Genomic DNA, 14,296 nt, shown 5'->3' with positions numbered 1-14,296 from the left:
GCTTTGCTTCGTGGGCGCTTCCTGACGCGCACTTCGAGCGCGGCTCGGTCGGGACGCCACGCGCGCCTTGGCGCGGGCGCGGGCGGGCGGCGCGGGGGACAGCAGGGGCATCGCGGGGCTCACAGGGGGCGGTTCTTGTCGGTGTCGGGCGGGCGGCGTTGGGGCGCGAGGAGCAACAAGGACACCACGGGCCACAGCAGGCTTTCGAACACCGGGGCGAGCAGCAGTTCCCAGCCGGGGAACATGCCGCCTACCAACATTCTCACGGCCAGTGAGACTGCGTGCGCCGCGAGGAACAAGGGCAGGATGTGCAGGGCCTGGGTGAGCAGGTCGAACCACAGCAGGCGGCGGTGGATCATGATGGCGAAGAAGCTGAGCAGCGTGTAAGCCAGGGCGTGCTGCCCGAGCACCGCGCCGGCGTGCACGTCGATCATGAGGCCGAAGATGAAGGCCACGCCCAGGCCGACACGGCGCGGCTGGTGCACGCTCCAGAACACCAGCACCAGCGCCAGCACGTCGGGCTGCGCAGGCAGGCGGCCCAGTGGCACGAGGTTGATGGCGAACGCCACCAGCAAGGAGAACCACATGAAGAGCGGGTTGACCGGCAGTAGCAGCTGGTCGGCGCCACGGGGCATCATTTGCGGCCCCCTTTCCGGGCTGACGCGGGGGCCGACGGCGGCTCGGCCGCGGGCTTGGGCGGCATCTGGGTGCCCACGGGTTCCAGCACCAGCACATGGCGCACGCTGTCGGGCTGCGCCAGCGGCGCGAGCGCGATGCGGGCAAAGCCCGAATCGGTCCGCCGGTCCACGCTGACCACCTTGGCGACGGGAACACCGGCCGGGTAGATGCCGTCGACGCCGGAGGTGGCGAGTTCATCGCCCACCTGAACGTCGGCGTTGTTGGCCATGAAGCGGAGTTCGAGGCCGGCCCCGCCCGGGTTGCCGAAGGCGGCGCTGCGGGCCTGGGTGCGGTTGTTGAGCACGGGAATGGCGGCTTCCTTGTCGGTGAGGAGGGTCACCTCGGCGCTGTAGGGGTAGACGCGGGTGACCTGTCCCAGCACCCCGGCCTCGTTGATCACCGGCGAGGCGACGGCCACCCCGTGGCGGGTGCCACGGTCGATGATCACCTTGCGCGAGTACGGGTCGGGTGCGTCGTACAGGATCTCCGCCGCCTGCGAACGCACCTTGAGCGCCGGACGCAGGTCGAGCAGCGAGCGCAGACGCAGGTTTTCCTGCATCAGCTGCTCCACGCGGGTCGACCGCGCCGCCTGGGCGGACAGCAGCTGGCGCGCCTTCGCCTCGGCCTCCTGCGCGCTTTCGAGGCCCTGCAGGTACTGGGCACCCGACTGCCAGGCGTCCACCGGCGCGCGCAGCACGCGCTCCACCGGATGCAAGACGGTGGCCATCACCGCGCGCAACGGCTGCGTCAGCTTGAAGCGCGTGTCGGCGACCATGAGGAACAGCGCCAGCGCGGAGAAGAACATGAGGCGCGTGAGCGCCGACGGCCCTTGCCGGAAGAAGGGCGGCGGCGTCCGGTCGAGCATCCCTAGAGCCATGGGTGAACCCGTGTCGGCAGTTGGTTGGAGGCCGCGGGCGCGGGTGCCTTCGCAGGCACCGGCGAGCCCGGCGACCCGACGCTCATTCGGACGTGAAGATCGAGCCCAGGCGCTCCATGCGCTCCAGGGCCATGCCGCAACCGCGCACCACGCAGGTCAGCGGGTCCTCGGCCACGAGCACGGGGAGGCCGGTTTCCTCGGCCAGCAGGCGGTCGAGGTCGCGCAGCAGCGCGCCGCCGCCGGTGAGCATCATGCCGCGCTCGGCGATGTCGGCGCCCAGCTCGGGCGGGGTCTGTTCCAGCGCGTTCTTCACGGCCGAGACCATCTGGTTCAGCGGGTCGGTCAGCGCTTCCAGGATTTCGTTGCTGCTGATGGTGAAGCTGCGCGGCACGCCCTCGGACAGGTTGCGGCCCTTGACTTCCATCTCCTTGACCTCGGAGCCCGGGAAGGCGCTACCGATGTTCTTCTTGATGGCCTCGGCGGTGGGCTCGCCGATCAGCATGCCGTAGTTGCGGCGGATGTAGTTGATGATGGACTCGTCGAACTTGTCGCCGCCCACCCGGATGCTGCCCTTGTAGACCATGCCGCCCAACGAGATGACGCCCACCTCGGTGGTGCCGCCGCCGATGTCGACCACCATCGAGCCGCTCGCCTCGGAGACCGGCAGGCCGGCGCCGATGGCCGCGGCCATGGGTTCCTCGATCAGGTAGACCTCGGACGCGCCCGCGCCGAGCGCCGATTCACGGATGGCGCGGCGTTCGACCTGGGTCGAGCCGCAGGGCACGCAGATGATGATGCGCGGGCTCGGGCGCAGCATCTTCGAGTCATGGACCATCTTGATGAACTGCTTGAGCATCTGCTCGGTGACGGTGAAGTCGGCGATCACGCCGTCCTTCATCGGACGGATGGCCTCGATGTTGCCCGGGACCTTGCCCAGCATGGCCTTGGCCTCGGCGCCGACCGCCTGGATGGTTTTCTTGCCGTTGGGCCCGCCCTCGTGGCGGATGGCCACCACGGAGGGTTCGTCAAGGACGATGCCCTTGCCCCGCACGTAGATGAGCGTGTTGGCGGTGCCGAGGTCGATGGCCAGGTCGGTGGAGAAGTAGCGGCGCAGGGATGCGAACATGGGTATTGGGTGTTGGGTCGCTGGTGCCGGTGCGGCGGGGGATCGGCGCGAGCCCTGAGCCCGTTGACCGCGATGCACGAAAAGCTGGCGACGTGGTTCCGTTGAGTGGCAAAAGCCCGCGCCGGCGAATCGGTCGCCCGCGTGAGCGCAAAAGCGGTTTCAAGACCGGCCGGATACGGCGGCGCCTCGGACGGGTGACACCCGAAGCAGTCGCTGGCCAGGCGAGGCCTTGTGGATAACCGGGGATAATACTGCATCACCCCTGGTTTTCGCCCCCGCGGAGACCCCTTCCAGAGCGCAAATTCATGGCATTGACCCCCGACGACGTCGGCCGCATCGCCAACCTGGCCCGCCTCGAACTCGAGCCCGCCGAGCAGGCCGCGATGCTGCAGCAACTCAACGGCTTCTTCTCCATCGTCGAGCGCATGAGCGCCATCGACACCCGCGGCGTCGAGCCGCTCTACACCCCGCTGTCCGCCGTGCAGGACGTGGCCTTGCGCCTGCGCGAGGATGCGGTGTCCGAGAGCGACCAGCGGGCGCTCAACCAGCGCAGCGCCCCGGCCGTCGAGGACGGCCTGTTCCTGGTTCCGAAGGTCATCGAATGAAGGATCTGCACACCCTGGGCGTGGCCGAACTCGGCCGCGCGCTCGATGCCGGACAGGTCTCGAGCACCGAAGTGACGAAACATCTGCTCGCACGCGTTGCGAGCCACGAACACCTGGGCGCCTTCCTCTGCACCGACACCGACCTGGCGCTCGAGCAGGCGGCCGCGGCCGATGCACGCATCGCCGCCGGCGAACGCAGCCCGCTGCTGGGGGTGCCCCTCGCCCACAAGGACATCTTCGTCACCGAAGGCCTGCCCACCACCGCCGGCTCCCGGATGCTGGCCGGCTACCGCAGTCCCTTCGACGCCACCGTCGTGCGCCAGCTTGGCGACGCCGGCATGGTGACGCTCGGCAAGCTCAACTGCGACGAGTTCGCCATGGGGTCGGGCAACGAGAACTCGGCCTTCGCCCCGGTGAAGAACCCCTGGGACACGAGCCGTGTGCCAGGCGGCTCCTCGGGCGGTTCGGCGGCCGCGGTGGCCGCCCGCCTGGTGCCGGCCGCGACGGGCACCGACACCGGCGGCTCCATCCGCCAGCCGGCCAGCTTCACGGGCATCACCGGCATCAAGCCGACCTACGGACGGGTGTCACGCTACGGCATGATCGCCTTCGCCTCGAGCCTCGACCAGGCCGGCCCCATGGCCCGCAGCGCCGAGGACTGCGCCCTGCTGCTCGACGCCATGAGCGGCTTCGACCCCCGCGATTCGACCAGCGCCGAACAAGCTCGCCCGGCCTTCGCCAAGGCACTGGCCGCGCCCCGGGACGGCGCGACCGCGGGCCAGCCCCTCAAGGGGCTGCGCATCGGTCTGCCGGCGGAGTTCTTCCCCGCGGCGCTCGCGGCCGATGTGAACGGCGCCGTGCGTGCGGCCCTGGCCGAGCTCGAGAAACTGGGCGCCACGCTCGTCGACGTGAGCCTGCCCCGCACCGAGCTGTCGATCCCGGTGTACTACATCATCGCGCCGGCGGAGGCCTCGTCGAACCTGAGCCGCTTCGACGGCGTGCGCTACGGCCACCGGGCGCGGCAGTACACCGACCTGATCGACATGTACAAGAAGACCCGCGCCGAGGGCTTCGGTGACGAGGTGAAGCGCCGGATCATGATCGGCACGTACGTGCTGAGCCACGGCTACTACGACGCCTACTACCTGCAGGCACAGAAGCTCCGCCGCATGATCGCCGACGACTTCCAGGCCTGCTTCCAGCAGTGCGACCTGATCGCAGGGCCCGTGGCGCCGACGGTCGCCTGGAAGCTGGGCGAGAAGAGCGCCGACCCGGTGGCCACCTACCTGGCCGACATCTTCACCCTTCCGGCCAGCCTCGCCGGCCTGCCCGGCATGAGCCTGCCGGCAGGGCAAGGCGAATCCGGCATGCCCGTGGGGCTGCAGCTGATCGGCAACTACTTCCAGGAAGGGGCACTGCTGCATGCGGCCCATGCCTTCCAGCAGGCCACCGACTGGCACGCCCGCACCCCGACCGGCTACTGAACGCACCATGTCCAGCACCCCATCGAAACTCATCCGCGGCTACGAGGTCGTGATCGGCATCGAGACACATGCCCAGCTGTCGACGTGCAGCAAGATCTTCAGCGGCTCCAGCACGCAGTTCGGTGCCGCGCCCAACACCCAGGCTTCCGCCGTCGACCTGGCTCTGCCCGGCACGTTGCCCGTGATGAACCGCGGTGCCGTCGAGCGGGCCATCCGCTTCGGCCTCGCCGTCGGCGCCAAGATCGCGCCGCTGTCGATCTTCGCCCGCAAGAACTACTTCTACCCCGACCTGCCCAAGGGCTACCAGATCAGCCAGTACGAGATCCCGGTCGTCCAGGGCGGCTCGGTCGAGTTCTTCGTGGGCGACGTGAAGCACAAGGTCAACCTGACCCGCGCCCACCTCGAGGAAGACGCCGGCAAGTCGCTGCATGAGGACTACGCAGGCCAGACCGGCATCGACCTGAACCGCGCCGGCACGCCGCTCCTCGAGATCGTCACCGAGCCGGACATGCGTTCCAGCGCCGAGGCGGTGGAATACGCGCGCACGCTGCATGAGCTCGTGACCTGGATCGACATCTGCGATGGCAACATGCAGGAAGGCTCCTTCCGCTGCGACGCCAACGTGTCGGTGCGCCGCCCAGGCGCCGATTTCGGCACCCGCCGCGAAATCAAGAACCTGAACAGCTTCAAGTTCATGCAGCAGGCGATCGACTACGAGATCAACTGGCAGATCGACCTCCTGGAAGACGGTGGCGAAGTGAAGCAGGCGACCGTGCTCTTCAACCCGGACACCGGCGAGACGCGCGCCATGCGCACGAAGGAAGACGCGGCCGACTACCGCTACTTCCCCGACCCGGATCTGCCGCCGCTCGTGATCGCCGAGTCGTGGGTGCAGCAGGTGCGCGACGCCATGCCCGAGCTGCCGCGCAAGATGGCCGAGCGCTTCCAGGCCGACTACGCGCTGCCGGCCTACGACGCGACCATCATGACGCAGACGCAGACGATGGCCTCGTACTTCGAGACCGCCGCGCGTGCCTGCGGGCAGCCCAAGCTGGTGGCCAACTGGCTGATGGGCGAGGTGTCGCGGCGGCTGAACGCCGAAGGGCGCGGCCTTCAGGACAGCCCGGTGGCCGCAGCGGTGCTGGCCGCGCTCATCGCCCGCATCGCCGACGGCACCATTGCCAACAACGGCGCCAAGCAGGTGTTCGAGACGCTCTGGACCGAGGGCGGCGAGGTGGACGCGATCATCGAGGCCAAGGGCCTCAAGCAGATGAGCGACACCGGCGAGCTCGAACGCATCCTCGACGAGGTGCTGGCCGCCAATGCCAAGTCGGTCGAGGAATTCCGCGCCGGCAAGGAAAAGGCGTTCAACGCCCTGATCGGCCAGGCGATGAAGGCCACCAAGGGCAAGGCCAACCCGGCCACCGTGAACGAACTGCTGAAGAAGAAGCTGGGCTGAGTTCGGCCGCGGGGTCACCCGCGGCCTTTGCGTGAGGCGATGTCAGGCCCCGCGTCGGAAGGCCCGCCCTCCTGCGCGGCAACGGGCCGCGCCGTCGATCAGCGCGAGGCGTCCTTGCGAACGGCGGGCGTGGCCGTCGGCAGGGTGCCGAGCGAGCCGGGCGGTGCGCCAGCCCACAGGCGCTTCAGCCGCGCCAGTTCCTCTTCATAGATGCGGTCGATCCGAAGCAGCTCGTCCTTCTGGTTCTGCACCAGGGAGCGCTGCGCGGTGGTGGCCGCCTCGTTGGCATCGAGCTGCTGCCGCAGCTTGAGGGGCACCTGCCGGCCGGCATAGAACTCGACCTCGTCGAGCAGCGGCTTGCGCTCGCGCTCGAGCTCCTTCAGGCGGTTCTCGGAAAAGCGCACACCCTTGTCGACGTCGTCCAGCGCGGCTTCACGGGCGCGGCGATGGGTCGCTTCGTCGGGGAAGCGGGAAAGCAGGTTGCGGTCGCGCCGGATGGCGTCCTGGCGGGCGGCACGCTCGATGGCAGCGCGGCGCTCACGGGCTTCGGCCTCGGCCTGCTCTTCGGCCGTCATGGTCGGCGGCACGACGCGCCGCACCGAACCGTCGGAGTTGAGCAGCCGCTGCTCCCGCGTCGAGCACTCGGGGATCGGGCGGTCGGAGGTGAGCCGACGGCCGCTGGCGTCCACGCAGCTGTAGATCGGCGTCGCCATGCTTGCGCCCGCCGTGCAGGCCAGCAGCAAGGCTGCGGACCACCGGGTAAAGCGCGGGAAGAACAAGCGTGGCGAAGGCACCATCAAACCCCGTATTTGTCTCTGTAGGCGGCAACCCGCGGCCCGTGGGCCGCAAGCGCCGGATCATTCTGCGTTTCCAGATACTGCAGCAAGTCGTTCAGCGTCGCAATGGCGCAGACCTGCAGCCCGAGCTGGCGTTGCACGAATTGCACAGCCGACCAGGCGGCGTCCTGGCCGCCATCGGTGGCCTTCTCCTGGCGGTCCAGGGCGATGGTCACGGCCGTGGGCTGCGCGCCCGCCGCCTGGATCATCGAGATGGATTCACGCACCGAAGTTCCCGCCGAGATCACATCATCAATGATCAGAACGCGCCCGGACAGCTTTGCGCCGACCAGGGTGCCCCCTTCTCCGTGATCTTTTGCCTCCTTGCGGTTGTAGGCGTACGGAACGTTGCGCCCATGGCGGGCCAGCTCGACCGCCACGGCGGCGGCCAGGGTGATGCCCTTGTAGGCCGGACCGAACAGCATGTCGAACTCGAGGCCCGAGGCGATCAGGCGGCGCGCATAGAATTCCGCCAGCCGGCCGAGCTTCGCGCCGTCATCGAACAGGCCCGCGTTGAAGAAGTACGGCGACAGCCGTCCGGCCTTGGTCTTGAATTCCCCGAATCGCAGCACGCCGGCCTCCACCGAGAATTTCACGAATTCCTGGGCCAGGGGGTCGGCTTCGCGCGTGGGGCTCATGGGAGTCTTTCTTGTTCCGTCTGGTGTCACTGAATCTGAACGGCATCCGGTCGGCTGCGACCAAGGGGCTCGTCCCCTGGGCCGAAGCCCTGGGCGCCGATTGTATGGGGGTGCAGGAAATCAAGGCCCAGCAGGCCGACGTGGCCGGCCGCTTCGAGCGCCTCCATGATCTGCACGGCCATTTCCACTTCGCCGAGAAAAAGGGCTACTCCGGCGTCGGCCTGTACAGCCGCAAGACACCGACCGAGGTCATCGCCGGCTTCGGGTCACCCGAATTTGATGCCGAAGGCCGCTACATCGAGCTGCGCTTCGACACGCCGGAGCGCCGGCTCAGCATCATCAGCTGCTACTTCCCGAGCGGCTCGAGCGGCGAAGAGCGCCAGCTCGCCAAGTTCCGCTTCCTGGCCCTGATGACGCCGCACCTGCAGCGCCTGAAGGCCGAGCGGGAGTTCATCCTCGTGGGCGACGTCAACATCGCCCACCAGCAGATCGACTTGAAGAACTGGCGCAGCAACCAGAAGAACAGCGGCTTCCTGCCCGAGGAGCGGGCCTGGATGACCCACACCCTGGAAGAGGTGGGCCTGGTGGATGTGTTCCGCAGGCTCAACGACCGTGCCGAGCAATACACCTGGTGGAGCAACCGCGGCCAGGCGTGGGCGAAGAACGTGGGATGGCGGCTGGACTACCACCTGGCGACGCCCGGCATCGCGAAGCTGGCGGTCAAGGAGGCGATCTACCTCGACCAGCGCTTCTCCGACCATGCGCCGGTGATCATCGACTACGACTTCGACCTCTGAACGGACGCGCGTCCTGGCAGGCCGGGGGCGAAAGCCGGCCCGCAGCAGGTGACATCCGCAAAGTCCCGTGCTTTGGCCGACGGTGCCGATTACCATGCCCGGATGACCCCCGCGACGATGTCGAAGGTTTCGGCCGCCAAGGCGCGTTCGGTTGCGGTCGTCCTGATCGTGGGTCTCGGCCTCAGCGCCGGGCTTGCGTGGCAGCAGCAGCGATCGATCACTGCGCAACGTCAGACGGAGTTCGAGCACCTGGCGGCCGGCGCCGCCGAACAGTTGGCGTCCAGCGTGAATGGCTACGAACGCGCATTGCGCGGGCTGCGTGGGGCCATCGTCGCACTGGGGCCCGAGCGGCTCGATCGCGCCGCTTTCCTCGCCTACAGCCAGACGCGAAACCTGGATCGCGAATTTCCCGGCACCCGGGGCGTGGGGTTCATCCGGCGCGTGTCGCCGGGCGAAGTGTCCGACTTCACGCAGCGCATCCGCGCCCAAGGTTGGGCCGGCTTCGAAATCCATCAACTCACGCCCCATGACCTCGAGCGCTGGGTGATCGTCGACGTCGCGCCAACCGAGCGCAACGTCGGCGCCATGGGACTCGACATCGCCTCGGAGCCGCGACGACGCGCCGCCGCCGCGCTTGCCATCCGCACCGGCACGGCCGCGATCACGCAACCCGTGACGCTGGTGCAGGCGTCCACCGCACCGCAGCAGGGGTTCCTCATGCTGCTGCCCGTGTGGTTGGCCGGGGCCACGGTGGGAGACGCGCCCTGGGGTTGGACCTATGCCCCGATCGTCGCACCCGAGCTCATCGCGGCGAGCGGCTTGTCCACCAAGCTCTTCTACCTGGCCGTCGAGGACGTTCCCGAGTCCGATGCCCCGGCTGAACGGTTCTTCGACAGCGGCCTGCAAGCCGGTGAGCCTCAAGTGCGTACATCGGTCGAGCGCACCGTGCTCGGCCGCCGCTGGCGCCTTCACATGAGCGCGACGCCAGCCTTCATGGCGCGGCCAGTCGGCACGGAGCCGCGCGCGGTATTCCTCGCCGGTGCGGCGGCCAGCACCTTGGCGGCCTTCGCCGTCGCGCTGCTGGCCGGCGTCGCCGCGCAGCGGCGTCAGACGGCCATTGAGCGCTCGCGGCGTGCCACCATCGTCGAACGGTCGGGCGATGCCATCGTCGGCCAGTCGCTCGACGGCATCATCACCGACTGGAATCGGGGGGCCGAACGGCTGTTCGGCTACCCGGCCGAAGAGACCCTGGGCCGGCCGCTGGCCGCGCTGCTGCTTCCTCCGGGCCGGGAGGCCGAGGACAGCCAGCTGCTCAGCCGGGTGGGCGCAGGCGAAACGATCGAGGCGCTGGACACCCAGCGTCGCCACCGCGACGGCAGGCTGCTGGACGTTTCCATTGCCTTGGGGCCGATCACCGATGAGACCGGTCACGTCGTCGGCGTGGCCAAGATCATTCGGGACGCGAGCGAACGTGTGGAACGGCTGCGCGCAGCCGAAAGGGACCGCGCCGCGGCTGCCGAGCGCGCCGAACTGGCCGAGGCCACGCTCAGCACCGCCCAACGCGACTACCTCACCCTGTCGACCGCCATCACCGCGCAGTCGCTGTACTCGACGACGGACCCCGAGGGCACGATCCTCGACGCCAACGAGTACTTCTGCCGCGTCAGCGGCTATGCGCGGGACGAACTGGTCGGCCGCAACCACCGGATTGTCAGCTCGGGTGTGCACCCGCGGGCGTTCTGGAGCGAACTGTGGGAGACCATCACGGCCGGCCGTTTCTGGCAAGGCGAAGTGTGCAATCGGGCAAAGGACGGCAGCCCGTACTGGCTGCACAGCGTCATCGTGCCGGTCCGTGCCAGCGATGGCACGACGGTTCGCTACCTCTCCGTCGGTACCGACATCACGGCGCGCAAGCAGGCCGAGCGCGCCTTGCAGGAAGAGCAGGAACGCCTGGCGAACGTGCTGCGTGGCACCGACGCAGGAACGTGGGATTGGAACATCGAGACGGGCGCCGTCGCCTTCGACGCGCGCTGGGCCAGCATCGTCGGCCACCGCGCAGAGGAACTGCGCCCACACATCGAGACGCGCATCGAACTCAGCCATCCGGACGAGTTGGCGGCATCGCGGGAGCAGCTGCGCCTGCACTTGTCCGGCACGATGGACATCTACTCCTTCGAAGGCCGCCTTCGACACCGCGACGGTCACTGGGTCTGGGTGATGGACCGAGGCCGGGTCGTGCAGCGGAACGCGGCCGGCCGTGCCGTTCGCATCATGGGCACGCTGCTCGACATCAGCCACGGCAAGGCCGCCGAGGCCGCCTTGCGCGACCGCGAACGGGAGCTGGCCCGCAGCCAGGACTTCCTGCTCCGCATGGCCGACACGATGCCCGGTCCGGTGAGCTTCTGGGGCCCGGACCTGCGTTGCCGCTTCGCCAACGAGGCCTACCGCGGATGGTTCGAGGTCGGTCCCGAGCAGATGCCGGGGATCACCATGCAGGAACTGCTCGGGGCGGAGCGGTTCAGGATCTATGAAGAGCCCATGCGAGCGGCCCTGCGAGGCGAGCGGCGTGACGTGGAGCAGGAGTTCCCACGCGCCGACGGCGTGGTAAGCCGCATCCTGGCGAGCTACGTGCCCCAGGTGGTCGATGGCGTCGTGCATGGATTCCTCGTGGTGGTCACCGACATCACGGCGCTGTCCCGGGCCGAACAGCAGCTCGAGCAACTGAACCAGGAACTCGCGCTCCGCGCCGACCAGGCCGAGGCGGCGACCCGCGCCAAGAGCGCGTTCCTGGCGAACATGAGCCACGAGATCCGGACTCCGATGAATGCGATCATGGGGCTGACTCACCTCATGACCCGCGATGCGACCGATCCGGCGTTGCGCGAACGCCTGCGCAAGGTGGACGACGCGGCGCGCCACCTGCTCCAGGTCATCAACGACATCCTTGACCTCTCCAAGATCGAAGCGGGCCGCCTGACGTTGGAGCAGGTCGAATTCTCGCGCGACGATCTGATGCGACGGGCGCTCGACATGGTGGCCGACGACGCGGCGCGCAAGGGCCTGGAGCTCTTGCTGGACACCGACGATCTGCCTGAGCGGATGCGCGGCGATCCCAAGCACCTCACCCAGGCCTTGATCAACCTGCTGGCCAACGCCGTGAAATTCACCGAGCAGGGGTGGATCCGTCTGCGGGGGGAGCTTGCCGCGGTCGATGGCGATCGCGTGCTCGTTCGGTTCGAGGTGCGCGACACCGGCATCGGTATCGCGCCGGAGACCCATCCGCGCCTGTTCCAGGTCTTCGAGCAGGCCGATGCGTCGACGGGGCGCCGCTTTGGCGGCACCGGCCTCGGGCTCGCGCTGACGCGCCACCTGGCGCGGCTGATGCACGGTGAGGTGGGCGTGGACAGCGAACTCGGCCAGGGCAGCACGTTCTGGTTCACCTGCTGGCTCGGCCTTGGCGACGCCCGGCCGGTGCACAGACAGCCGCTCGCACCGACTGCCCACGGGCTGCGCGTCCTGCTGGTCGATGACCTGCTTGAATCGCGCGAGATCATTGCCCACTTGCTCGAACGCGCCGGCATGGAAGTCGACCCGGCGTCCGATGGAGCGCAGGCGATCGAGCGATTCACCGCAGAGCGCATCGCCGGGCGACCGCACGATCTGGTCGTGGTCGACTGGCGCATGCCGGCCGTGGACGGCATCGAGACCGTTCGCGAGCTCCGACGCCGCGGCGGCCAGGTGCCGCCATGCATCCTCGTGACTGCCTACGACGCGGACACGCTGCGCGTCGCGGCCGAAGAGGTTCAGATCGCTGCGGTGCTCTCGAAGCCCATCACGGCATCGGCCATGAACGACGCGATCTCGCAGGCGTTTCTCAGCGTGCCCGTGGCCCGTCCCGCGCCGGCGTCCCCCTCGGCCGCCCTGCTCCAGTTGCGACGCCGGTCATCGCGGGCGCGGGTGCTGCTGGCCGAGGACAACGAGGTGAACCAGGAGGTGGCATGCGCCCTGCTCGCCGATGCGGGGCTTGACGTGCAGGTGGCCGTCGACGGCGAACAGGCGGTTGCCCAGGCCGTCCGTGGCGGGTTTGACCTGGTCCTGATGGACATGCAGATGCCGGGCGTCGACGGACTCGAAGCGACCCGCCGCATCCGGGCGCAGTTGGGCACGACGCTGCCGATCGTCGCGATGACCGCCAATGCGTTTGGTGAAGATCGCGCCGAGTGTCTGGCCGCCGGCATGAACGACCACATCGCAAAGCCCGTCGAAACCGCAAGGCTCTACGAAACCTTGCTGCGCTGGCTGCCGGCACACGAAGCCATCGGGACGTGAAGCCGCGCGATGTGCGGCACCGCGCCCCACTTGGTACCGGGGGCGCCGCACGCTGATGCCCATCATCCGCAGCGCGCAGGCGATCGGTGGACCGCGGGGGACGATGACCTTACATTGGGACGGTTCTCAACCCACCGGAGCAGCACATGCAACTCACCGACATCCTTGCCCAGACGGGCGGCCTGCAGTCGATGGCCCGCGAACTGGGCATCAGCGAGCAACAGGCGGCGAGTGGTGCGGGCGCGCTGCTGCCGGCCATCCTCGGCGGATTCAAGAAGCAGGCGCCAGCCCAGGGCGGACTCGGCGACCTGCTCGGCCAGCTCGGGGGCGGCGGGCTGCTGGACAAGGTGCTCGCGCCCGAACCCACCGACGTCGCCCCCGGCAACGAGGTGCTCGGGCAGGTGTTCGGCTCGAAGGACGTGAGCCGCACGGTCGCGCAGAATGCCGCCACCCAGACGGGGCTCAGCCCGGATCTGCTCAAGAAGATGCTGCCCCTGCTCGCCATGCTCGTGACGGGCTACCTGGCCCGCCAGGGGAGCGGCGGGTCCGCCGGAACGCCGCCGGAAGGAGGTGGGCTCGGCGGCCTGCTGGGCGGGCTGCTTGGCGGGCAGGCCTCCGGAGGCCGTGCAGCCGGGAGCGGCGGCCTGGGTTCGATGCTCGACTTCAACGGCGATGGCAACCCCCTCGACGACATCCTCAACATGGCGGGCAAGGCGCTGCGATGAGGCGGTGCATCCGGCCGGGCAGCGGCACTCCCCGCCGTTTCACCGGCCGCATGCAACCTTGCCCGGACTGAGGAATCGCAACCCGAGGCTGTCGCCCGCGTGCATGATGCCGCAGGGTGCCGCCATCCCGGCGGCCGATCCACAGGGAGCGTGTCATGGGATTCTTCTCGAACATCCTGCAGAAACTGGGCATCCGCGACGGCGCAGACAAGCCCGCCGACCAAGCCTCCGGCGCGGCCCCGATCCCTTCACCGAGCGCCACGGCCGGCAGTGCACCGGCGGCCACGCCGGCGCCCGCTGCCGCTCCCGTGGCGCCGGCAGCCATGCCCATGGTGGATGTCGTCGGCCAACTCGAGAAACGGGCGGCGGCCAACACGCAGCGCCTGAACTGGCGGACCTCCATCGTCGACTTGCTCAAGCTGCTGGACATCGACAGCAGCCTGGCGGCCCGCAAGGAGCTGGCGACCGAACTTGGTTGTCCAGCCGACCTCATGGGCGACTCGGCCCGCATGAACATGTGGCTTCACAAGACGGTGCTGGCCCGCATCGCAGCCAACGGTGGCAATGTCCCTGCCGAGTTGCTGGACTGAGCCGACAAGGAGGGGCCTTGCCTGGACCGCGCGCGCAGTCGGGCGCGCGGCAGGCTCCGGCCCTTGCTGAGTGGACCAACGTGGCCCGAAGGGCGGGCAGACCTCGCGTCCGGCTGATCGCACGCAAGCACCGTTCAGGTGCATCGGCAGGC

12 protein-coding genes are annotated in these 14,296 nt (G+C 68.8%); 7 read left to right on the top strand and 5 right to left on the bottom strand.

The genetic code is table 11. From position 1 onward, the window contains the following. Positions 1-119: 119 nt before the first annotated feature. The 3 genes from mreD to ACSQ2F_RS21205 all read right to left on the bottom strand — a co-directional run bounded on the left by mreD (position 120) and on the right by ACSQ2F_RS21205 (position 2,681). Positions 120-638, bottom strand: a complete 519-nt coding sequence (gene mreD / locus ACSQ2F_RS21215; RefSeq protein WP_436026223.1) for a rod shape-determining protein MreD — start codon at positions 636-638, stop codon at positions 120-122. Then, the gene (gene mreC, locus ACSQ2F_RS21210; RefSeq protein ID WP_436026222.1) at positions 635-1,555 is read right to left on the bottom strand and encodes a rod shape-determining protein MreC; all 921 of its coding nucleotides are present in this window, start codon (positions 1,553-1,555) and stop codon (positions 635-637) included. The genes mreD and mreC overlap by 4 nt, the downstream gene beginning before the upstream one ends. An 82-nt stretch (positions 1,556-1,637) precedes the next feature. Next, positions 1,638-2,681 (bottom strand): rod shape-determining protein, encoded by a 1,044-nt coding sequence (locus ACSQ2F_RS21205; RefSeq protein WP_056663273.1) that lies wholly within the window; start codon positions 2,679-2,681, stop codon positions 1,638-1,640. Between the two features lie 305 nt (positions 2,682-2,986). On the opposite strand from ACSQ2F_RS21205, the gene gatC reads away from it, so the two are divergent. The 3 genes from gatC to gatB are packed head-to-tail and all read left to right on the top strand — an operon-like array spanning position 2,987 to position 6,229. After that, positions 2,987-3,286 carry an Asp-tRNA(Asn)/Glu-tRNA(Gln) amidotransferase subunit GatC gene (gene gatC, locus ACSQ2F_RS21200; protein ID WP_436026221.1) on the top strand — a complete coding sequence of 100 codons (300 nt, stop codon included), beginning with the start codon at positions 2,987-2,989 and terminating at the stop codon, positions 3,284-3,286. Next, entirely contained in the window at positions 3,283-4,770 is a 1,488-nt protein-coding gene (gene gatA / locus ACSQ2F_RS21195; RefSeq protein ID WP_436026220.1) for an Asp-tRNA(Asn)/Glu-tRNA(Gln) amidotransferase subunit GatA, read from the top strand. The genes gatC and gatA overlap by 4 nt, the downstream gene beginning before the upstream one ends. Before the next feature lie 7 nt (positions 4,771-4,777). After that, a complete protein-coding gene (gene gatB / locus ACSQ2F_RS21190; protein ID WP_436026219.1) occupies positions 4,778-6,229 on the top strand; it encodes an Asp-tRNA(Asn)/Glu-tRNA(Gln) amidotransferase subunit GatB in 1,452 nt (483 codons plus the stop codon). 98 nt (positions 6,230-6,327) lie between these two features. Here the strand turns inward: gatB and ACSQ2F_RS21185 are convergent, their stop codons facing one another. Beyond that, the gene (locus ACSQ2F_RS21185) at positions 6,328-7,026 is read right to left on the bottom strand and encodes a DUF4124 domain-containing protein (RefSeq protein ID WP_436026218.1); all 699 of its coding nucleotides are present in this window, start codon (positions 7,024-7,026) and stop codon (positions 6,328-6,330) included. After that, positions 7,026-7,703: an orotate phosphoribosyltransferase gene (gene pyrE, locus ACSQ2F_RS21180; RefSeq protein ID WP_436026217.1), complete on the bottom strand. Its 678-nt coding sequence runs from the start codon at positions 7,701-7,703 to the stop codon at positions 7,026-7,028. The genes ACSQ2F_RS21185 and pyrE overlap by 1 nt, the downstream gene beginning before the upstream one ends. An 11-nt stretch (positions 7,704-7,714) precedes the next feature. Between pyrE and ACSQ2F_RS21175 the strand changes: the two genes are divergently transcribed. From ACSQ2F_RS21175 to ACSQ2F_RS21160, 4 genes are all read left to right on the top strand, one after another. Further along, positions 7,715-8,500, top strand: a complete 786-nt coding sequence (locus ACSQ2F_RS21175) for an exodeoxyribonuclease III (RefSeq protein WP_436026216.1) — start codon at positions 7,715-7,717, stop codon at positions 8,498-8,500. A 102-nt stretch (positions 8,501-8,602) separates the two neighbouring features. Continuing rightward, on the top strand, positions 8,603-12,829 hold the full coding sequence (locus ACSQ2F_RS21170; protein WP_436026215.1) for a PAS domain S-box protein: 4,227 nt from the start codon (positions 8,603-8,605) through the stop codon (positions 12,827-12,829). Between the two features lie 146 nt (positions 12,830-12,975). Further along, positions 12,976-13,554, top strand: coding sequence for a DUF937 domain-containing protein (locus ACSQ2F_RS21165; protein ID WP_436026214.1), 579 nt, complete (start codon positions 12,976-12,978; stop codon positions 13,552-13,554). Positions 13,555-13,709: 155 nt separating this feature from the next. Then, positions 13,710-14,144 (top strand): DUF3597 domain-containing protein, encoded by a 435-nt coding sequence (locus ACSQ2F_RS21160; protein WP_436026213.1) that lies wholly within the window; start codon positions 13,710-13,712, stop codon positions 14,142-14,144. Positions 14,145-14,296 lie beyond the last annotated feature (152 nt).

The organism is Rhizobacter sp. LjRoot28 (assembly GCF_964253025.1).
Classification (GTDB): Bacteria; Pseudomonadota; Gammaproteobacteria; order Burkholderiales; family Burkholderiaceae_C; genus Rhizobacter.
The sequence above is the reverse complement of the archived record's forward strand: the minus strand, read 5'-3'. Positions and strand labels throughout refer to the sequence as shown.